The sequence below is a fragment of the Stenotrophomonas capsici genome, from assembly GCF_034961085.1.
Lineage (GTDB): Bacteria > Pseudomonadota > Gammaproteobacteria > Xanthomonadales > Xanthomonadaceae > Stenotrophomonas > Stenotrophomonas capsici.
This window is the reverse complement of sequence record NZ_JAYFUH010000061.1, coordinates 203,719-223,986: the sequence shown is the minus strand read 5'-3', so window position 1 is coordinate 223,986 and position 20,268 is coordinate 203,719. Positions and strand designations below refer to the sequence as shown.

Annotated in this window: 15 protein-coding genes and 1 tRNA gene; 9 read left to right on the top strand and 7 right to left on the bottom strand. The window is 68.7% G+C overall.

Translation table 11 applies throughout. The features are described from left to right. The first annotated feature begins 114 nt into the window (after positions 1–114). The 5 genes from VA603_RS02895 to VA603_RS02875 all read left to right on the top strand — a co-directional run bounded on the left by VA603_RS02895 (position 115) and on the right by VA603_RS02875 (position 4,867). Positions 115–1,815 (top strand): alkaline phosphatase, encoded by a 1,701-nt coding sequence (locus tag VA603_RS02895; RefSeq protein WP_192286238.1) that lies wholly within the window; start codon positions 115–117, stop codon positions 1,813–1,815. Then, positions 1,812–2,348 carry a WG repeat-containing protein gene (locus tag VA603_RS02890; RefSeq protein WP_323437879.1) on the top strand — a complete coding sequence of 179 codons (537 nt, stop codon included), beginning with the start codon at positions 1,812–1,814 and terminating at the stop codon, positions 2,346–2,348. The genes VA603_RS02895 and VA603_RS02890 overlap by 4 nt, the downstream gene beginning before the upstream one ends. 61 nt (positions 2,349–2,409) lie before the next feature. Next, positions 2,410–3,708 carry a tRNA lysidine(34) synthetase TilS gene (gene tilS, locus VA603_RS02885; RefSeq protein WP_323437878.1) on the top strand — a complete coding sequence of 433 codons (1,299 nt, stop codon included), beginning with the start codon at positions 2,410–2,412 and terminating at the stop codon, positions 3,706–3,708. 30 nt (positions 3,709–3,738) lie between these two features. Beyond that, positions 3,739–3,999, top strand: a complete 261-nt coding sequence (locus VA603_RS02880; protein WP_132864408.1) for an exodeoxyribonuclease VII small subunit — start codon at positions 3,739–3,741, stop codon at positions 3,997–3,999. Next, a complete protein-coding gene (locus VA603_RS02875) occupies positions 3,989–4,867 on the top strand; it encodes a polyprenyl synthetase family protein (protein WP_132864409.1) in 879 nt (292 codons plus the stop codon). The genes VA603_RS02880 and VA603_RS02875 overlap by 11 nt, the downstream gene beginning before the upstream one ends. Before the next feature lie 175 nt (positions 4,868–5,042). On the opposite strand, the gene VA603_RS02870 is transcribed toward VA603_RS02875, so the two are convergent. Further along, positions 5,043–5,417 (bottom strand): DUF4870 domain-containing protein, encoded by a 375-nt coding sequence (locus VA603_RS02870; protein WP_132864410.1) that lies wholly within the window; start codon positions 5,415–5,417, stop codon positions 5,043–5,045. A 107-nt stretch (positions 5,418–5,524) separates the two neighbouring features. Then, entirely contained in the window at positions 5,525–6,892 is a 1,368-nt protein-coding gene (pmbA, locus tag VA603_RS02865; RefSeq protein ID WP_323437877.1) for a metalloprotease PmbA, read from the bottom strand. Between the two features lie 188 nt (positions 6,893–7,080). On the opposite strand from pmbA, the gene yjgA reads away from it, so the two are divergent. Further along, complete coding sequence (yjgA, locus tag VA603_RS02860) at positions 7,081–7,668, top strand: ribosome biogenesis factor YjgA (RefSeq protein ID WP_132864412.1); 588 nt, start codon at positions 7,081–7,083, stop codon at positions 7,666–7,668. Positions 7,669–7,819: 151 nt separating this feature from the next. On the opposite strand, the gene tldD is transcribed toward yjgA, so the two are convergent. Genes tldD through VA603_RS02840 form a run of 4 tightly spaced genes read right to left on the bottom strand, consistent with a single transcriptional unit; the run spans position 7,820 to position 15,272 of the window. Beyond that, complete coding sequence (gene tldD, locus VA603_RS02855) at positions 7,820–9,265, bottom strand: metalloprotease TldD (protein WP_323437876.1); 1,446 nt, start codon at positions 9,263–9,265, stop codon at positions 7,820–7,822. A gap of 47 nt (positions 9,266–9,312) precedes the next feature. Continuing rightward, positions 9,313–13,140 (bottom strand): YhdP family protein, encoded by a 3,828-nt coding sequence (locus VA603_RS02850; RefSeq protein ID WP_323437875.1) that lies wholly within the window; start codon positions 13,138–13,140, stop codon positions 9,313–9,315. A 39-nt stretch (positions 13,141–13,179) separates the two neighbouring features. Continuing rightward, positions 13,180–14,670 (bottom strand): ribonuclease G, encoded by a 1,491-nt coding sequence (gene rng / locus VA603_RS02845; protein ID WP_132864416.1) that lies wholly within the window; start codon positions 14,668–14,670, stop codon positions 13,180–13,182. Positions 14,671–14,675: 5 nt separating this feature from the next. After that, positions 14,676–15,272 carry a Maf family nucleotide pyrophosphatase gene (locus VA603_RS02840; RefSeq protein ID WP_323437874.1) on the bottom strand — a complete coding sequence of 199 codons (597 nt, stop codon included), beginning with the start codon at positions 15,270–15,272 and terminating at the stop codon, positions 14,676–14,678. 131 nt (positions 15,273–15,403) lie between these two features. Between VA603_RS02840 and VA603_RS02835 the strand changes: the two genes are divergently transcribed. The 3 genes from VA603_RS02835 (at position 15,404) to VA603_RS02825 (ending at position 20,093) form a co-directional block, all read left to right on the top strand. After that, positions 15,404–16,135 (top strand): SIMPL domain-containing protein, encoded by a 732-nt coding sequence (locus VA603_RS02835; RefSeq protein WP_323437873.1) that lies wholly within the window; start codon positions 15,404–15,406, stop codon positions 16,133–16,135. Positions 16,136–16,436: 301 nt separating this feature from the next. Next, entirely contained in the window at positions 16,437–17,099 is a 663-nt protein-coding gene (locus VA603_RS02830) for an energy transducer TonB (RefSeq protein WP_132864420.1), read from the top strand. 183 nt (positions 17,100–17,282) lie between these two features. After that, on the top strand, positions 17,283–20,093 hold the full coding sequence (locus VA603_RS02825; protein ID WP_323437872.1) for a TonB-dependent receptor: 2,811 nt from the start codon (positions 17,283–17,285) through the stop codon (positions 20,091–20,093). Positions 20,094–20,180: 87 nt separating this feature from the next. Here VA603_RS02825 and VA603_RS02820 read toward each other — a convergent pair. Beyond that, a tRNA-Asn gene (locus VA603_RS02820) sits at positions 20,181–20,257 on the bottom strand. Positions 20,258–20,268 lie beyond the last annotated feature (11 nt).

Genomic DNA, 20,268 nt, shown 5'->3' with positions numbered 1-20,268 from the left:
AGCGCAAGCCTTGCCACAGCACGATCCCGGCAGGGAAAAGCTGCGTGTCATATGCATGCCTTCCGTGCTTGACCATAATGAACGCCTGACAACATGCCAGCGACACCTTTCCCGATGCACAAAGCCACATTCCTTTCCGCCGCCCTGACCTCCCTGCTGCTGGGCGCCTGCGCCAGCACCGCCCCGCAGTCCAGCACCGCCGCCGCGGTCAGCGTGGACGTGCCGACGGTGGCCCATCCGGCCGGTGAAACCCCGCAATGGTGGTACCGCGATGGCGCGGCCCGCGCCGCCGGCAATGGCGCCATGGCGGGCAAGGCCAAGAATGTGATCCTGTTCCTGGGCGACGGCATGAGCCTGACTACCGTGGCCGCCGCGCGCATCCTGGAAGGCCAGCGCCACGGCAGCTCGGGCGAGGAGAACCTGCTGTCCTGGGAGCGCTTCCCGGCCACGGCGTTCAGCAAGACCTACAACACCGACTCGCAGACGCCCGACTCGGCCGGCACCATGACCGCCATCACCACCGGCGTGAAGACCCACATGGGCGCCATCGGCGTCAGCGCCGGTACCCGCAGCGATTGCAGCGACAGCCTGTCCAAGGGCCTGCTGACCTGGCTGCAGCTTGCCGACAGCGCCGGCCTGGCCACCGGCATCGTCTCCACCGCCCGCCTCACCCATGCCACCCCGGCCGCCACCTACGCGCATTCGCCGGAACGCAACTGGGAGAACGACACCGACCTACCGGAAGCAGCCAAGGCCGCCGGCTGCGTGGACATCGCCCAGCAGCTGCTGTCGACCTCGCGCTACGGCAAGGGCCCGCTGGTCGCGCTGGGCGGCGGCCGCGGCCAGTTCACCACCGTCAACGAGGAAGACCCGGAGTACGCGGACAAGGTCGGCCTGCGCCTGGACGGCCGCAACCTGGTCGCCGAATGGCAGGCCGCCCACCCGCAGGGCGCCTACGTCTGGAATGCCGACCAGCTCAAGGCCGCGGCCAACGCCCCGGCACTGCTGGGCCTGTTCGAGCCGGACCACATGCAGTACGAGCAGGACCGCCCGAAGGACCGCGGCGGTGAGCCCTCGCTGGCCGAGCTGACCCGCGCCGCCATCGCCAACCTGTCCAAGCATCAGGACGGTTATGTGCTGATGGTCGAGGGCGCCCGCATCGACCACGCCAACCACAGCGGCAATGCCGCCCGTGCACTGGGCGACACCATCGCCATGTCCGACGCGGTCAAGGCCGCCGTGGAGGCCACCTCGGCCGACGACACGCTCATCATCGTCACCGCCGACCACTCGCACACGCTGAACTTCGTCGGCTACCCGGCACGCGGCAACCCGATCCTGGGCAAGGTCAAGGACAAGGGCGGCGAAGACGGCGCCGGCAAGCTGGACCTGGCCCGCGACGGCCTGGGCCTGCCCTACACCACGCTCAGCTACGCCAATGGACCGGGCTACACCGGCGCCAGCAACCAGCAGCCGGCCGGCCCGAAGAAGTTCCCGCACGGTCCGAGCAGCTTCGAGCCCGCCGTGGGCCGCCCGGACCTGACCCATGTCGACACCGAGCACCCGGACTACATGCAGGAAGCCCTGGTCCCGGCCAAGGCCGAATCGCACGGTGGCGAGGACGTGGGCATCTGGGCACGTGGCCCGGGCAGCAAGGCGGTGCGCGGCACGATGGAACAGAACACCATCTACCACCTGATCGTGCAGGCCACCCCGCGCCTGCGTGCGCGCCTGTGCGAGCTGGGCACCTGCGATGCGCAGGGCGTGCCGGTGGAACTGCCGCAGCCCAGGCAGTTCGAACGCAAGGCGCCGTGAGCCGCGCGCGACGGTATCGGTTCGGCGCGGTGGCAGCCCTGCTGCCACTGCTCGCGCTGTCCTGCCTGGCGCATGCCGGGGAGGCCTGTTACCGCCGCGACACCGGACATCCCGACGTGCTGCCCGGTTGCAAACAGACCGCACCGGGCACGCTCGTCATCAGCAAGGCCGCACTGGCCGCGCTGCAGTTCGACGAGAACGGGCTGGCCGCCCTGCAGGCCGGCCACCAGTACTACTACGTGCGCCGCAATGGCCGGCACCTGCCGGTCATCACCTACGACAATGGCCCGGACTATTTCCAGGAAGGCCTGACCCGCGCCCGCGTGGACGGCCGCATCGGCTACTACGACACCCAACTGCAGCCGGCCTTCGCCGAACGTTTCGACTGGGGCTTCCCGTTCGAGAACGGCAGCGCCGAGGTCTGCAATGGCTGCCACGAAGGCCCGCCGGACGCCGGCGGCCATACCGGCATCGTCGGTGGCACGCATTTCCGCATCGACCGGCAGGGCGCGCATCTGTCCACCGCGCGTTGAAGCATCGGCGCCCTGCCCCGCATTGCGGCCGCCGCAACCGGCGCCGATACTCGGCACCGCCATGAACCTGCTTTCCCCTGCCCTGCTCGACGCGGCGTCCGTCCATCCGGTGATGGTCGGCTTCAGCGGCGGGCTGGATTCGACTGTGCTGCTGCACCTGCTTGCGCAGGCGCCGGGCCGCGCCGCCGGCAGCGTGCGCGCCGTGCATGTGCACCACGGACTGCAGGCGCAGGCCGACGCCTGGGCCGAACACTGCCACCAGGTATGCGCGGGCTGGGGCATCACCCTGCAGGTCATCCACGTGGCCGTGCGCCGCGATGAAGGCGACGGACTGGAAGCGGCGGCGCGCACCGCGCGCCATGCCGCCTTCCAGGCCTGCCTGCAGGCAGGCGAATGGCTGGCGCTGGCCCACCACCAGGACGACCAGGCCGAAACCTTCCTGCTGCGCGCCCTGCGCGGTTCCGGCGTGGACGGACTGGCCGCGATGCGTCCATTGCGCGCCTTCGGCCATGGCCAGCTATGGCGACCACTGCTGGATGTACCGCGTGCAGCGCTGGAAGCCCATGCGCGGCACCATCGGCTGCACTGGATCGAAGACCCCAGCAACCAGCACGATGAGGTCGACCGCAATTTCCTGCGCCTGCAGCTGATGCCCCTGCTGCGCCAACGCTGGCCGCACGCCGCCAGCGCGCTGGCGCGCAGCGCCGGCCTTGCCGCGCAGGCCAGCGACCTGCTGGCCACGCAGGACGACGCCGCGCTGCAGTCCTGCGCGGGCACCTCCGGCGCGCTGCGGATCGACGCCCTCGGCGCCCTGCCCGACACCGCGCAGGCACGCGTGCTGCGGCGCTGGGTACAGCAGCAGGGGTTGCCGCCATTGCCCGGCAACGGCGTGCGCATCATCCAGCAGCAGCTGCTGTCCGCCGGGCATGACCAGCCCGCGGAATTCCGCTGGCAGCATGCCCGCATCCGGCGCTGGCGCGGGCAGTTGCATGTCGTGCCCGCGCTGTCGCCCTGGCCCGCCGGTTGGCAGCAGCCCTGGCAGGGCGATGTCCCTGCCCTGCTGCCGGACGGCGGCGTGCTGACGCTGCAGGGCGCGGACCGGCTGGACCGTCCACTGTTGCTGCGCCAGCGCAGGGGCGGGGAACGCATCCACCTGCCGCAGCGCACGCACCGCCACGCGCTCAAGCAGTGCCTGCAGCAATCCGAGGTTCCCCCCTGGCTGCGACCGCACCTGCCCCTGCTTTGCGACGGGGACGATGTCCTGGCGGCCGGCGACCGGATTGTTTCCGGCACGCTGCAGCACTGGCTGCAGGCACATGGCGCGCGCCTGCACTGGCAGCCGCCGCACCCGTCGAATTGACCCTTTCCCGCTGGCCGCTACACTGGCGCCATGCCCAAGAAGTCCCCCAATGAAGCCTCCCCGGTCGCCCACTTCGAGCAGTCGCTCGAGGAGCTGGAGCAATTGGTCGAGAAGATGGAAGCCGGCGACCTGAGCCTGGAGCAGTCGCTGACCGCCTATGAGCGCGGCGTGGGCCTGTATCGCCAGTGCCAGCAGGCGCTGGAACAGGCCGAACTGCGCGTGCGTCTGCTCACCGATCCGGCCCAGCCCGAGAAATCCGAGCCTTTCAGCAGCACCGGCAATGACGACTGACGCCCTGTTCGCCGCTTGGCTGCAACGCACCGAACAGCACCTGCAGCACGTCCTTCCCGATCCCGAACGCGCCCCGCAGGGTCTGCACCAGGCCATGCGCTACGCCGGGCTGGGCGGCGGCAAGCGCATGCGTCCGCTGCTGGTGCATGCCGCCGGCCACCTGTTCGATGCCGCACCGGCGCGGCTGGATGCCGCCGCCGTCGCGGTCGAGCTGATCCACGCCTATTCGCTGGTGCATGACGACCTGCCGGCGATGGATGACGACGACCTGCGTCGTGGTCGCCCGACCACCCACATCGCCTTCGACGAAGCCACTGCCATCCTGGCCGGTGACGCCCTGCAGACCCGTGCCTTCGAAGTGCTGGCCGAGGCCGAGATGCCCGCCGAGCTGGCATTGGCCTGCCTGCGTACCCTGGCCACGGCCTCCGGTGCCGCCGGCATGTGCGGCGGCCAGGCGCTGGACATCGATGCCACCGGCAAGCAGCAGTCGCTGGCCGACCTCAAGCGCATGCATGCGCTCAAGACCGGCGCGCTGATCCGCGCGGCGGTCCGCATGGGGGCACTGTGCGGCAATGCCGGCAGTGACGACCTGGCACGGCTGGATGCATTCGCCGACACACTGGGGCTGGCGTTCCAGGTGCGCGATGACATCCTCGATGTCGAAGCCAGTTCCGAACAGTTGGGCAAGACCGCTGGCAAGGACCAGGCACAGGACAAGTCCACCTTCCCCTCGCTGCTGGGCATGGACGGTGCGAAGGCCACGCTCGAGGAGCTGGCCAAGGCCATGCAGGATGCATTGGCCCCGTTCGGCGCACGTGCCGGAGCACTGGCCGCGCTGGCCGAACTGACCGTCCGCCGCAAGCACTGAGGCAGGAGCGGCCTCGGCGGTGAAGAAGCCGGGACAGCTGGAACAACGGCATCTCCGACGCCGGCGGCAGGCATCACCCGCCTCACGGCCAAGGCCACACCCACCGCTCCCCCTTCGCATCAGGAACAAAAAAGCCCGGGAAATCCCGGGCTTTTTCCTGCGACCAGCGCGCTGATTACTTGATCAGGCGGATGGTCATCGGATAGCGGTAGGTCTGGCCCTTGTTGGCAGCCAGGCCAGCGATGATGCTGAACACGATGCAGGCAATCCATGCAGCGAAGTTGATCAGCGCGCCGATCAGGATGATCGTCAGGATCGTGCCGATGATGTAGACGCCGATCAGCGTGATCTGGAAGTTGAGCGCCTCCTTGGCGTTGTCGGACAGGAACTTCTTGTCCTGGTTGTCCTTGTTCACCAGCCAGATGATCAGCGGCACGATGAAGCTCAGGATGATGCCCGACAGGTGCACCAGCATGGCGATGGTGTTGTCATCCGAGCTCGAGTTTCCTGCCGGTGCCGGCGGAGGCGTGGTGTTCTGATAGTCGCTCATTGCTTCCCCTAGATCCTTGTTATGGGTTGAAAGATACGCCGACAGTGCCGGTGTAAGGATGGCTCCATGGCCATTATGAGAATAGTCCGACCTTTGACAAGGATCCGTCAATCATTACCCGCAATTGTCATCTTTCCGACCAAAATTGACCCCACCGACACGTGCGAACGCACGTCCACGTCGCTGCCGACCGCTTCAATGCCGGCAAACATCTGTTTGAGATTGCCCGCGATGGTGATGCCATCGACCGGGTAGGCGATCTGCCCGTTCTCCACCCAGAAGCCTGCCGCACCGCGCGAATAGTCACCGGTCACGCCGTTCACGCCCTGCCCCATCAGCTCGGTGACCAGCAGGCCGGTCCCCATACTTGACAGCATGGACGCACGGTCGCCGGCATTGGCCGCCACGCGCAGATTGTGCACGCCGCCGGCATTGGCGGTGGTCTTCAGCCCCAGCCGCCGCGCCGAATAGCTGCCGAGGATGTACCGCTGCAACACGCCCGCCGACACCAGGGCCGAATCGCGCGTGGCCACGCCCTCGCCGTCGAACGCATTGGAACGCAGGCCGCGCCGCAGCAACGGCAGCTCGTCGATGCCGAACCAATCCGGGAACAGCTGCGTCCCGGCACTGTCGAGGAGGAAGCTGGCACGCCGGTACAGCGCGCCGCCGGACACGGCCCCCAGCAGGTGGCCGATCAGCGAGCGCGCGGTTTCGGCGGCGAACAGCACCGGCACCTGCCCGGTCGGCAGAGAGCGCGGCTGCAGGCGCGCGACGGTGCGTTCGGCCGCGCGCAGGCCCACCGCCGCCGGGTCATCCAGGTCTTCGCGGGCGATGGCGCTGGTGTACCAGCCATCGCGCTGCATGCCATCGCCGCTGCCGGCGATCAGCGCACAACCAATGGAATGGTGGCTGCTGCGCTCACGGCCGATGAAGCCGTGCGAGTTGGCATACACCGACAGGCTCTGCGCGGTGGCCGCCGAGGCCCCGTCGGAGTTGCTGATCCGGCCATCGGCGCCGCGACCGGCGGCCTCGCAGGCCAGCGCCAGGTCCACCGCCTGCTCGGCGCCCAGCGCCCACGGGTGCCAGCCGTCCAGGTCGGGGAAATGGGTGGCCATCAGTTCGGCATCGGCCAGGCCCGCGGCCGGGTCGTCCTCGGTATGGCGGGCGATGGCGCAGGCCTGGGCGACGGTGGCCTCCAGGCTGCCCTCCTGCAGGTCGGCGGTGCTGGCACTGCCCTTGCGCTGGCCGAAATACACGGTCACGGCGATGCCACGGTCATGCGTGGACTCCACCGTTTCCACCTCCCCCAGGCGCACATTCACGTCCAGCCCGCGCTCTTCGCTGCAGCTGACCTCGGCCTGGGTGGCCCCCATCGCGCGTGCTTTTTCCAGCAACCGCTGGGAGATGTCGGCCAGCGTTTCCAGGCGTTGCAGGCTGTCGTCGTGGGTGGGGGTATCGGTGGTGATGACGTTCAATGCTTTATCCTTGTAGGGAGATTCCCTTCACATGTGCCCGGCCATCCTTGCCCGGGTGCTGGGTTGCGGGTGCCTCGCGACGCGGCTGTCCGGCCTATGCCGGACCTCCTCCGCGACGGACGGCCCGCCAAACCCCGGCCTCGATCGGCCGGCCTTTCAATGCTTGAAGTTTAGTGGGTAGCAGTGCGATGCGTGGACGTGACGAAGACACCGGTGAGTTTTTCAGTGAAAGCCGCAGCCAGAACCGGCGCGAGGCGCTGGAAGTGCTGGCCCTGGGTGAAAAGCTGGTGGACCTGACCCCGGCCCAGCTGGCACGCCTGCCGATCCCCGAAGGCCTGCTGGAACACATCGAGTACACCAAGCGCATCACCTCGCACGGCGCGCGCAAGCGTCAGCTGGCCTTCCTGGCCAAGCAGATGCGGCGCGAGGAAGATGAAACCCTGGAAGCGATCCGCGACGCGATGGACGCCAACAGCGAAACCTCGCGCCGTGAAGTGGCCATCATGCACCGCATGGAGCGCTGGCGTGAGCGCCTGATGGCCGAGGGTGATGCCGCGCTGGCCGAACTGCTGGACGAGCACCCGGACGCCGACCGCCAGCAGCTGCGCACCCTGGTACGCAATGCGTTGGCGGAAAAGGCCAGGAACAAGCCGCCGCGCGCCTACCGCGAGATCTACCAGGTGCTGCGTGGGCTGATGTTGACGCCGCAGGCAACCGCAGGGCTGGATGTCGAAGCGGACGACGAAGACGAAGCGCTGGACGACGACCAGGCTTAAGGGGCTTCGGCTCCTTGGTGGATTGGTGTTCTCGGCGGTTCGTACGGTAAAGCAGGAGCATTGCCCTCATCCACCCCTTCGGGGCACCTTCTCCCGCCTGCGGGAGAAGGTGCCCCGAAGGGGCGGATGAGGGCGCTGTCCGCCGCCAACCTCAGGCCTGCGTACCGCCCACCGTCAGGCCATCGATCAACAGCGACGGCTGGCCCACGCCGACCGGCACGCTCTGGCCATCCTTGCCGCAGATGCCCACGCCTTCGTCCAGCGCCAGGTCGTTGCCGATCATGCGCACCTTCTGCATGGTCTCCGGCCCGTTGCCGATCAATGTCGCGCCCTTCACCGGCGCGGTGACCTTGCCATCCTCGATCAGGTAGGCCTCGGTGGCCGAGAACACGTACTTGCCGCTGGTGATGTCGACCTGGCCGCCGCCGAAGTTGACCGCGTACAGGCCCTTCTTCACCGAACGGATCATTTCCTGCGGATCGTGGTTGCCGGCACGCATGTAGGTGTTGGTCATGCGCGGCATGGTCATGTGCGCGAACGATTCACGACGGCCGTTGCCGGTCGGTGCCACGCCCATCAGGCGCGCGTTGAGCGTGTCCTGCATGTAGCCGACCAGGATGCCGTCCTCGATCAGCGTGGTGCACTGGGTCGGGGTGCCTTCGTCGTCGATGTTGAGCGAGCCGCGACGGCCATCGAGCGTGCCGTCGTCGACGATGGTCACGCCCGGCGAGGCCACGCGCTCGCCGATGCGGCCGGCGTAGACGCTGGTGCCCTTGCGGTTGAAGTCGCCTTCCAGGCCGTGGCCCACCGCCTCGTGCAGCAGCACGCCCGGCCAGCCCGGGCCAAGCACCACCGGCATCACCCCGGCCGGGGCCGGGATCGCCTCCAGGTTCACCAGCGCCTGGCGCAGGGCCTCGCGGGCGAAACCTTCCGGGCGGTCGCCGGCGAACAGTTCCTCGTAGCTGTAACGTCCACCGCCACCGGCATAGCCGGACTCACGACGCCCGTTCTGCTCGACGATCACCTGCACGTTCAGCCGCACCAGCGGGCGTACGTCGGCGGCGAGCACGCCATCACTGCGCGCGATCAGCACGGTATCCACGCCGCCGGACAGGCTCACCATCACCTGCTGCACGCGCGGGTCGGCCGCGCGCAGGTAACAGTCCAGCCGCTTGAGCACCTCGACCTTGACCTCGTTGCCCAGACTGTCCACCGGGTCCAGCGCCGGGTACAGCGCGCGGCCACTGCCACGCACCAGCGACCGCACGTTCTGTGCCCCGCCTTCGCGGGAGATGGCGCGCGCCGACTGCGCGGCCGCCAGCAACGCCGCCGGCTGGATGTCGTCGGAATAGGCGAAGCCGGTCTTCTCGCCGGCGATGGCGCGCACGCCCACGCCCTGCTCGATGGAATGGGCGCCGTCCTTGACGATGCCGTCCTCCACACTCCAGCTCTCGCGCCGCGAATGCTGGAAATACAGGTCGCCGAAGTCCACCCCCGGCCCCAGCAGGGTGCCGAAGGTGCGTTCGAGGCGGTTGGCGTCCAGGCCGGCCGGCAGCAGCAGGCGGGTCTCGGCAAGCGTGAGGGCGTTATCGGTCATGACTATCCAGATGGGGGCGGGCCCGCGCGAGGCAAGCCGGCGGTGAATCAGGGGGTGCGGGCGGCGTCAGTGGCGGCAGGCGGCGGCGCGGCGCGGGTTTCGTCGCGGTCGATCACCTCCACCTTGGGATCCTTCCACGGGCCGGTCACCTTGTAGGTCTTGGCGCCAATGCTACCCAGCGGCTTGCCGAGCACGGCATTGGCCGCCGCGCCCACCGCCGCCCCGACCGGGCCGCCGGCCACGGCACCGACCACGGCCAGCAGGTTGCCCGAGCGCGGGTTGACGTCGATGGTCTGGTCGAACTGCTGGCTGCGCAGGTCAGCCTGGCCACGGATGGTGATGTCGGCGGCCGGTGACTCGATGCCGATCCGCTCGGTACTGGCCAGGCCACCGTTGAAGCGCACATGCCCTTCGACGTGGTTGAAGGCCAGGCCCTTGGAAAACAGGTCGCGGAAATCGAACAGCAGCCGGCGCGGCAGCTGGGCCACGCTGAGCAGGCCCAGCACGCGTCCGGCGCCGGGTTCCACTTCCAGCAGCTGGCCATTGCGCACGCTCATGTCCAACCCGCCTTCCAGGCTGGCGGCGCTGAAGGCCATCGGTGAACCGTTCCAGCCGGCCTGCAGCTGCATGCGTCCCTCGCCGCCGCGCACCTGGCCGCCGTAGCCCAGCCGCTGCAGCAGGTCGCCCAGGTCTTCGGTCTGCACGTTGGCGCTCATCTGCGTGGCCGCACGTGCACCGACGCCGCGCCACGTGCCCTGCAGGTCGATGACCTGCCTGGGCGCGCGCACCTGCAGCTCCTGCACCTGCAGGCCGTCGGGCAAGGGCCGGGTCCGCAGGCGGGTCTGGCCCAGCTTGAGCGCACCGAACTCCAGGTCGCCGATGTCCAGCGCCAGCGGCGGGATGTTGGCCGGGTTCATCGGTGCGAGGGGGGTGTCCGAGGACTCCACCGTCGCCGCCTGGGCGGCCTGCCAATGCACCCGGTCCAACTGGCCGCTGACGGTTCCACCATCGGCGGTGGGAATGTGCAGGCTGCCGGCCAGGGCCGGGCCATTGAGCTGCACCGCGACCGCATCGGCCCCGGGGCGCAGCTGCAGACGGGTCTGTTCGAAGCGCCCGCCGATCAACAACAACTGGTCGGCCAGCACGTCCACCTGCTTCAGCGCCAACCCGCCCGGGTCGCTGGAATCGCCGCCCTTGGCCAGGCTGATCCACTCCAGCGCATCCAGCGACGGGGTGCGGCCATTGACCATCAGGCCATCGGCCGGCGGCTCGTGGTCGACCCGGTCGCTGCCCATCGTCACCTGCACGCCGGTCTTGCCATTCTGGCTGCGCGCGGCCAAGGCCATCAGCTTGCCGAAGGCGACGTCGATGCGGCCGGCGCCCATCGGCAGCGCCGCCTGCACGTGCGTGGGCAGTGCGTCGGCCGCGGGTTTGTTGAGCGGCGCCGGCAATTGCAGGCGGGTGCCCTGCAGGTTCGAATCCAGGGTCAGCAGGGTCGGTGCCGCGGTGCGTGCACCCGCTGCGGTCGCCGGCAGGGTGACGCCCACGGTCCAGTCCGAGGTGCCATGGATGTACGGTTTCAACCAGCCCAGTTCCGGCGCGCGATCGAGCAGCTTGCCCGCGTCCAGGGCAGCGGTCAGCTCGGCCTCGAAGGCATGCGAGGCATCCTTCACCGGCGTGCCGGCGCGCAGGGCCAGCACGCCGTCCCGCTCCTGGTGGCGCACCTGCAGCGCCGGTGCCTCGAAGCCACCGCCGCTGTAGTTGATCTTGCCGCGCACGTTGTCGAACTGCAGGTCCCAGCGCTTGTCGGCCATCTGCACGCCGCGCAGGTCCACGTCGCCCTGCAGCACGCCGGGGCCCTCATCGCGGTGCAGCGGCAGCATCAGGTCGAAGTTGACTGCCGCCGGGCCGCGCAGGGCCAGGTTGTCCAGCGTGTCGCCGTAGCTGGCCTGCAGCGGGCTCTGCCGCAGCATCGCCAGCAGGCGGTTGCTGTCCTCGGCGGTGGTCGCCTTGACCTGCAACCGCGACTGCCCCCAGTCGGCGATGCCGGCCTGGATCTGGTCGACCTTCACGCCGGCCAGTTCGCCCTTGCCGTGCACGTCGAAGCCGGCGCCGATGAAGGTGATGTCCGCATCCATCCGGCGCATCACCGGCCAGTCCTGGTGGAAACGGATGCTGCCATCGACGATGTGCCCACCGGCCTCGAACCGCCCGTTGTTGCCCTTGAACGGCCAATCATCCAGGTCGCCCACCGCCAGGCCGGTGGCGCCGCGCAGGGTGCCATCGACCAGCGCCGCGTCCAACCAGTCCACCGCGGCCTTGCTCATGCTCGAACGTACCCAGAACCCCTTCGCGGCGGTCAGCGGCACGTCGTCGATCTTGGCCGCCAGGTTGATCCACGGCCGCGTGCCGTCGCCCTGGAACCACAGGCCACCGCGCACGTCGGCGGCGTAATCCTTGCCCTGCACGCGCAGGGCCGGCGTCCCCACCTGCCAGCCGGCGCCTTCGCGCCAGCCGATCACCTGCCCGGACAACTGCAGCTCATGCAGCACGCCGAAACCGGTGGGCCAATCGAAGCGCACGACGTGGTCGGGGCGCAGGTCCAGCGACACCGCCTGCCCGTCGCCTTCGAAATGTCCGCGCAGGCCACTGATGCCCGGGCTGTTGCCGACGGTGCGGAAACTGGCATCGAGGAGTTCACCCTCGGCACGCACCGGGCCATCCGCGCTGCCGACGATACGCACGTCACCGAAACGCATGCTCGGCCGCGACTGGTACAGCCAGCGGCGCAGGCCAGGCTCGACCCGGTCGCTCAATGCCGCCACCTGCAGCAGCGGCGCCACGTCCAACTGTTGTCCCTGCAGCGCAAAATGCCTGCCGCCGGCCAGCAGCAGGCCGTCGAGCACCTGCGACCCCGCGCTGGTACCGTCGTTGATGCGCAGGCGCGGTGCGTCCACCCGCCAACCGCCATCCAGCGCGGTCCAGCGCGCGCGCAGCTGCAGGTTGCGGAAGCTCACGCCCGGCGCCGCGGTTGCGCTCTGCAGCGGCGCGCCGGACAGCTGCACCTGCTCCAGTTCGCCTTCGGCGGTCACCGCGACCACGCGGTGGTCCTGCAACTGCACCCAGGCATTCAACTCGCCGCTGCCCTGGCGTACCTGCACGCCGGCCACCTGCAGCAACGGCGACCACGCGGCCAGGTCGGCCGGCTCGGCGGCGAACCAGGCCTGGCCATCGCCCTGCCTGCGCTGGAAATCCAGCACCGCCGTCAGTGGCGGCGCCTGGGTGTTGATCCAGCCCCGCGCGCCGACGCGCAGGCGCTGGCCATCCACGCGCAGGCGTACGTCCACGCGTGGAATCCGGGTCTGGATGCCGATCGACGGTGCCATCACCTGCAGTTGCCCGCCGATGACCTGCAGTTCGCCCAGGCGGCGCAGGGCCTCCAGCGGGTCGCCGCCGCTTTCGCTGCTGGGCAAGCCACGCACCGACCAGCGCCCGTCATCGGCGCGCTCTAGGGTCAGCGCCAACCCGCGCAGGCGCAGTTCGGTCAGCGGCTCGCCCGGCAGCAGGCCCGAGTACATCGCCACCAGCACCTCGGCCTGCCCCACCCGCACGCCATTGCCCTGGCCGATGCGCAATCCGTCGAGCTGCAGCAGCGGGCCACGCCGGGTCCAGCGCGTGTCCAGCCGGTCGAACGCCACCGGCAGGCCGGCGCGTTCACTCAACCACGCGGCGACCTTGTCCGGGTGCGACTCCACCATCGGCAGCAGTTGGCTGATCGTCCCGACCAGCAACGCCACGGCCACGAGCACGACCGCCAGTGCGATGAGCACATGACGGCGGAGGTGACGCAGCCGATAGCGCAACAGCGTGGTCATCGGACCACGCCGTCCTCCCTGACGGGGGTATGGCTGCGGTCAGAGCAGCACGACATCGAACTGTTCCTGCAGGTACTGGTCATCGGCCTGGAAGCGGATGCTCTTGCCGAGGAATTCCTCCAGCTCGGCCACCGCCGCGGACTCCTCGTCGGTGATCCGCGCCACCACCTTGGTCGAGGCGATCACCAGCAGGCGCGCGGCGTCGAACTGGCGCACCGCGCGGGTGATCTCGCGGAAGATCTCGTAGGTCACCGTCTCGGCGGTCTTGATGCTGCCGCGGCCGCTGCACTGCGGGCAGGTCTCGGACAACTGCCGCTCCAGGCTCTCCACGGTGCGCTTGCGGGTCATCTCCACCAGGCCCAGCGGCGAGAAGTCGTAGACGGTGGTCTTGGCATGGTCGCGGGTGAGCGCCTTCTCCAGCGTGCGCAGCACCTGGCGGCGGTGCTCCGGATCATCCATGTCGATGAAGTCGATGATGATGATCCCGCCCAGGTTGCGCAGCCGCAGCTGCCGGGCCACCGTCTGCGCCGCCTCCAGGTTGGTGCGGAATACGGTTTCCTCCAGGTTGCGCTGGCCAACGAAGGAACCGGTGTTGACGTCGATGGTGGTCATCGCCTCGGTCTGGTCGATGACCAGGTAGCCGCCGGACTTGAGCGGCACCTGCTTGTTCAACGCGCGGACGATCTCGTCCTCCACGCCGAACATGTCGAAGATCGGGCGGTCGCCGGTGTACAGCTCCAGCTTCTCGTCCAGCACCGGCATGTACTTGGCGACGAAGGCCTTGAGCTGGTTGAAGGTTTCCTTGGAGTCCACCTTGACCTTGTCCACGTCCTTGCGGATCAGGTCGCGCACCGAGCGCAGCGGCAGGCTCAGGTCCTCGTAGATGATGCTGGCCGGCGGCGCCTCGCGGCCACGCCGCTCGACCACGTTCCAGACCCGCGACAGGTAGGAGATGTCCTCGGCCAACGCCTCGGCCGGCTGGCCCTCGGCATTGGTGCGCACGATGTAGCCGTAGCCACCGTGCTGTGCGGAGATCTCGGTGACCAGCGCCTTGAGCCGGGCCCGCTCGGCCTCGTCCTCGATCCGCGCCGACACACCGACCATCTTGGACTGTGGCAGCAGCACCAGGTAGCGAGAGGGAATGCTGATCTGCGTGGTCAGGCGCGCGCCCTTGGTCCCGATCGGGTCCTTGACCACCTGCACCACCACGTCCTGGCCGTCGCGCAGCAGCTCCACGATCGGCACCGAGGAGGGCAGCGGCAGGCTGGGCGCGGTTTCCTCGGTGTCGGCCGCCACCGGTGCCGGGCGCACCACGTCGTTGGCGTGCAGGAACGCCGCGCGCTCCAGGCCGACCTCGACGAAGGCGGCCTGCATGCCCGGCATGACCCGCTGCACCTTGCCCTTGTAGATGTTGCCGACCACGCCACGGCGCCAGCCGCGCTCGATGTGCAGCTCCTGCAGCATGCCGTTCTCGATCACCGCCACGCGGGTTTCGCGCGGGGTGACATTCACCAGGATCTCTTCGGACACGTCCCTTACTCCCCCTTGTCCATGGAATCGTCTGCCGCCACGGCACCGAAGGCCGCCAGCAGCGTGGCCGTCTGTTGCAGCGGCAGGCCCATCACCCCCGAATAGCTGCCCGACAGATGGCGGATATGGCGTTCGGCCCCGCCCTGGATGGCATAGGCGCCGGCCTTGCCCATCGGCTCGCCGGTGGCCACGTAGGCGGCAATCTGCGCCGCGCTCATCGGCGCGAAGCTGACCTCGGAGGTGACCACCTCCAGCGCGTGCCGCCCAGCCGCGGCCAGGGCCACCGCCGTGATCACCTGGTGGGTACGCCCGGCCAGCGAGGCCAGCATGGCCGCCGCATCGGCCGCATCGACGGGCTTGCCGTAGACACGGTCCCCGAGCACGACCTCGGTGTCCGAGCCCAGCACCACCGCCTGCGGGTCGTCGGCCACCCGCGCCAGCCCGGCCAACGCCTTGTCCAGCGCCACCCGTCGCACGTACGCTTCGGCCGACTCCGCGGCCCCACGTACTTCGGGGACTTCCAGGTCCAGGGCGCGGAACGGCACGCCAAGGCGCGTCAGCAGTTCATTTCGGCGGGGCGAGCGGGAGGCGAGATAAAGCATCGCGGAAGGATAACCTGAGGGAACTGCCTGAATGATTGGCAAAGATGCCAAAGTGGTGACAACCCCGGGCCGGCTCACCACCCGTTCATCGCCCTGACTTCACTTTCACGATCCATCCAAGGAGGACCACCATGCGCCATCTCACCCTCGCCCCGCTGCTGCTGTCCCTGTCACTCGTCCTGGGAGCCCCGATGACCGCCCATGCCCAAACCGTCCCCACCGCCGTGGCCAGTGACGCCACCCTGCTGAACATCTCCGCCCAGGCCGAAGCCAAGCGGGTGCCGGACGTGGCGACCCTGTCAGCCGGCGTGGTCACCCAGGCCGTGGACGGCAACACCGCCATGCGCGAGAACGCGGTGCAGATGGACAAGGTGATGGCCGCGATCAAGGCCGCCAGCATCGCCGAGCGCGACATCCAGACCAGCGGCATCAACCTCAACCCGCAGTACCGCTACGCCGAGAACGAAGCGCCGAAGATCACCGGCTACCAGGCCACCAACACGGTCAGCCTGAAGGTGCGTGACATCACCAAGCTCGGCCGGGTGCTGGACAGCCTGGCCGCGCAGGGCGCCAACCAGATCAATGGCCCCAGCTTCGAGATCGACCAGCCCGAGCCGGTCTACGACGAAGCCCGCCTGGCCGCGCTGAAGAAGGCCCAGGCCCGTGCGGAGACCTATGCCAAGTCGCTGGGCCTGCGCGTGCGCCGCATCGTCAGCATCTCCGAAGGCAGCCAGGGCGGCTTCCGCCCGATGCCGATGATGGCCATGGCCCGTTCGGCCAAGGCCGAGATGGACACCTCGGTGTCGCCGGGCGAAAGCAGCGTCTCGGTCAACCTGGACGTGGTGTTCGAACTGGGTCGCTGAGCCCAGATCATGCTCGAGGACAACGGCGCCCCTGGGCGCCGTTGTCGTTTCAAGGCTCCAGGCACCCACGCCGCTGCCACACCTGGGCCTCCCGATCGTGCCCGGCCTGCCACCGCCGGGCATGGACCGGGCTGGGCCCCGCCGCGCTCCATTGCTGTCTGGCAGATAACCGGAAACCGGGCCCCTGCTTGTCGGCACGCGCGATTGCAGGCGCTATGGCCTTACGCGGGCCGGAACCTGCAACCCCGTCCTGTGTCACCGCGCGTTGTTCCTTGTACACGCCCACGCATGGAGGTGGTTTATGGTCCGCACGCAGCATCGTGTCCCCTCGCTCCACGTCGAACCGTCCCGCATCTTCGCCTACAGCACGGCGCTGGCCCTGCATGTACTGGCCGCCGGACTGCTGTTGATCCCGTTGTCCCAGGTCCCGGTGCGCAGCGATGCGGTGCGTGAACCCCGTTGGCAGGTTCCGGACACCAAACCCATCGAACCACCGCCGCCGATTCCCCCGACCATCCCGGTCAGCAAGACCCCGGCGCCACCGAAGCAACCGGCGCTGCCGGCGCCGGTGGAAACCGCCCCGATGCCGGTGTTCCCCACCGAAGCGGTGATCACCGCGCCGGTCGACGTGGCCCCGGTCGCCGACCCCGCCCCTGCCATCGACTCCATCGCACCGGCCACGCCGCTGCAGGGCGTGCAACTGCGCTATGAGCGGGCCCCGGCCCCCACCTACCCGATCGATGCGCTGCGCGCCGGCATCGAAGGCACGGTGCTGCTGCGGGTGCTGGTCGGCCAGGACGGCAAGCCATTGGAAGTCAGCATCGAACGCAGCAGCGGCAACCGCAGCCTGGACAACGCCGCACGCACCCAGGTACTGCGTCGCTGGAAGTTCCAGCCGGCCACCGACGGCGGACACGCCGTGCAGGCCTACGGGATCATCCCGATCGACTTCAAGGTCGGCTGAGTTGCTGAATGGCCCGCAAGGGGGGGCTTGCTGAACCCTTCCTTGCGGGCAAGCTGAAAACCGCCCCTGTTAATCGATTTTTCACCCCTCCGTCATCTCCAGCGAACCTAGATTCGCGGCCGTCGATGTTCTTCGGCCGCGCCTTCTGGCGGCCATTTCCGCAGTTCCACTGGAGAGATGACTGTGAAACATCCGACTCGCCGGCATTCCGCCTGCCGCCCCACCCGACTTTGCAGTTCCCTTTCACGCTTGCTGCTGGTGCCCACCGCCCTGCTCGCCACCGCCCCCCTGGCCATGGCCCAGGATGAAAAGGCCACCACTCTGGACCGGATAACCGTCACCGGTTCCAACATTCCCCGCGCCACCACCGAAACCGCGTCGCCGGTGCAGATCATCACCCGCCAGGAGATCGACCGCACCGGCAAGGCCACCATCGCCGAGTACCTGCAGACCCTGACCAGCGACGGCGCCGGCTCCATCCCCAAGAGCTTCGGCACCGGTTTTGCCGGCGGCGGCTCTGGCATCTCGCTGCGCGGCCTGGGTGCCGCGTCGACCCTGGTACTGCTCAATGGCCGGCGCATGGCCCCGTACGGCCTGGCCGACGACGGGCAGAAGGTATTCACCGACCTGAGCGTCATCCCGATGGATGCGGTCGAACGGGTCGAAGTGCTCAAGGACGGCGCCTCGGCCATCTACGGCTCGGACGCCATCGCCGGCGTGGTCAACATCATCCTGCGCCGCGACTTCACCGGCGCCATGCTCAAGGCGTCGTACGGCACGTCCGGCGACAGCGACGGCGATGCGCGCAAGGCATCGCTGACCGCCGGCGTCGGCAACCTCGATGAGGACGGCTTCAACGCCTTCGTCAGCATCGACGTCAGCAAGACCGACGGCATCCGCATCTCCGACCGCCGCGACCGCAAGTGGATCGGCAACGGCGACCTGAGCCGCTACGGCTTTGATCGGGTCGCCGGCGGCCAGTTCTTCCCGCTCAACGGCGCGATCACCGCCGGCGGCACGGTGGCCGGCAACTCGCCGGTGGGCAGCATCCGCGACCCCGCCACCGGCCTGTACCAATCGCTGCCCGGGTGCGCGCAGTTCTCCCGCATCACGCCGGTGGACCCCGGTGGCGGCTGCCTGTGGGAAACGCAGGACTTCCGCAGCCTCACCCCCAGCGAGGAGTTCGGCAACCTGTTCGCGCGCGGCACCTTCGCGCTTTCGGACAACTTCGAGATGTACGGCGAGTTCGGCTACTCGAAGAAGAAGACCGAGTTCTACAACACGCCCAACGGCGTGTCCGGCTCGTGGGGCTACCCGGGAGGCCCGGTGAACGCCAGCAGCGGCAGCGGCGCCACCGTGCTGGGCGCCGCCCATCCGGACAACCCGCTCGGCGTGGACGCGCGCCTGCGCTACGCCGCGTTCGACGTGGGCCCGCGCGTGACCATCAATACCAACGAGTTCACCCGCTTCCTGGTCGGGGTGAAGGGCACCGCGGGCGCCTGGGACATCGACACCGCCTACCTGCACTCGGCCACGCAGCTGGTCAACGAGCGTCGGGGGTTCCTGCGCTACAGCCATGTACGTACGGCATTGACCGACCCCAACAGCCCGGTCGGCTGGTGGCGCATCGGTGCCAGCGCCGGTCAGAACACGCAGGCGCTGTATGACTACATCTCGCCGACCATCCACGCCGACGCATCGACCACGCTGGACATGATCGACTTCAAGGCCAGCCGCAGCATCGCCGACCTTGCCGGCGGCCCGCTCGGCCTGGCCTTCGGTGCGGAGTACCGGCGGCAGAAAGCCAACCTCGACCCGCAGAGCTACACCGACCTGGGCGACATCATCGGCCTGGGCTATTCGGCCTACAAGGGCACCCAGGAAGTAGCGGTGGCATACGCGGAAATGGTGGCCCCGGTGCTTGAGTCACTGGAGCTCTCCGGCGCCCTGCGCGTGGACAAGTACAAGGGCGGCGATACCGCCACCACGCCGAAGGTCGGCATCAAGTGGACGCCGGCCGACTGGATCGCGGTGCGCGCCACCTATGCCGAGGGCTTCCGCGCGCCAGGGCCGGCCGAAGCCGGTGACGGTGGCCTGGCGGCCTTCAGCACCGCCCGCGACCCGGTCCGTTGCCCCGGCGGCACGCCTGCACCGGGCGCCACCGCGGCCGATTGCGCGGTCAACCTCGCCATCATCACCTCGGCCAATCCCAACCTGAAGCCGGAGGAATCCAAGAGCTACACCGTCGGCCTGGTGCTGGACCCGACGCCCACCACCACGCTGACCTTGGACGCTTGGCAGATCAAGCGCACCAACGAGATCAACCAGGGCGACACCGACCTGGCATTGGCCGCCGGGCGCGGCATCCGCAGCGACAACGACCTGCCGGGCGTTCCCAACAGCGGCAGCCTGCTGGCGGTCAGCGTGGACTACATCAACTCCGCTTCCACCACCATCCGCGGCTTCGACTTCGACATCCGCCAGCGCGTGGAAATGGGCGCCTACGGCAAGCTGCTGATGGACCTGCAGTGGACCCGGATCAACTCCTTCGAGCGCGACGATGGCACCGGCACCAAGTTCCAGTACGCCGGCACGCATGGCAACTGCGACGTCACCAACTGCATCGGCACGCCGAAGGACCGCTTCAACCTGGGCGTAACCTGGGACATGGACCGTTTCAGCGTGAGCGCGATCGGCAACTACATCGGCAGCATGGACAACGTCGCCTTCGAAGGTGACAGCTGCGCCAACCACTACGCCGATGGCAGTGATGCGCCGCGTGGCTGCGAACTGCGTTCGTTCTACACCATCGACCTGTCCGGCCGCTGGCGTGCGACCGACGCGCTGGAGATCTTCGGTTCGGTCCAGAACGTCACCGACCGCATCGCGCCGCTGGATCCGTTGACCTATGGCGCGGTCAACTACAACCCGCTGCATTTCAGTGGTGCGGTGGGCCGCTACTTCACGCTCGGTGCCAAGTACACCTTCAACTGAGCCAGACGGCTGCCGCGGCCCGACGGCCGCGGCAGCACGCGACGCACACAAAGAAAAAGCCGCGATTGCTCGCGGCTTTTTCGAATCTGGCGCCCGAAGTTGGACTCGAACCAACGACCCCCTGATTAACAGTCAAGTGCTCTAACCGGCTGAGCTATTCGGGCGGGGAGGCGCA

Coding starts and splice junctions, on each gene's coding strand:
- yjgA (WP_132864412.1), top strand. CDS start 7,081: ATGCGTGGACGTGACGAAGACACCGGTGAGTTTTTCAGTGAAAGCCGC.
- tldD (WP_323437876.1), bottom strand. CDS start 9,265: ATGACCGATAACGCCCTCACGCTTGCCGAGACCCGCCTGCTGCTGCCG.
- VA603_RS02870 (WP_132864410.1), bottom strand. CDS start 5,417: ATGAGCGACTATCAGAACACCACGCCTCCGCCGGCACCGGCAGGAAAC.
- VA603_RS02875 (WP_132864409.1), top strand. CDS start 3,989: ATGACGACTGACGCCCTGTTCGCCGCTTGGCTGCAACGCACCGAACAG.
- VA603_RS02880 (WP_132864408.1), top strand. CDS start 3,739: ATGCCCAAGAAGTCCCCCAATGAAGCCTCCCCGGTCGCCCACTTCGAG.
- VA603_RS02895 (WP_192286238.1), top strand. CDS start 115: ATGCACAAAGCCACATTCCTTTCCGCCGCCCTGACCTCCCTGCTGCTG.
- VA603_RS02830 (WP_132864420.1), top strand. CDS start 16,437: ATGGTCCGCACGCAGCATCGTGTCCCCTCGCTCCACGTCGAACCGTCC.
- VA603_RS02850 (WP_323437875.1), bottom strand. CDS start 13,140: ATGACCACGCTGTTGCGCTATCGGCTGCGTCACCTCCGCCGTCATGTG.
- tilS (WP_323437878.1), top strand. CDS start 2,410: ATGAACCTGCTTTCCCCTGCCCTGCTCGACGCGGCGTCCGTCCATCCG.
- VA603_RS02840 (WP_323437874.1), bottom strand. CDS start 15,272: ATGCTTTATCTCGCCTCCCGCTCGCCCCGCCGAAATGAACTGCTGACG.
- VA603_RS02835 (WP_323437873.1), top strand. CDS start 15,404: ATGCGCCATCTCACCCTCGCCCCGCTGCTGCTGTCCCTGTCACTCGTC.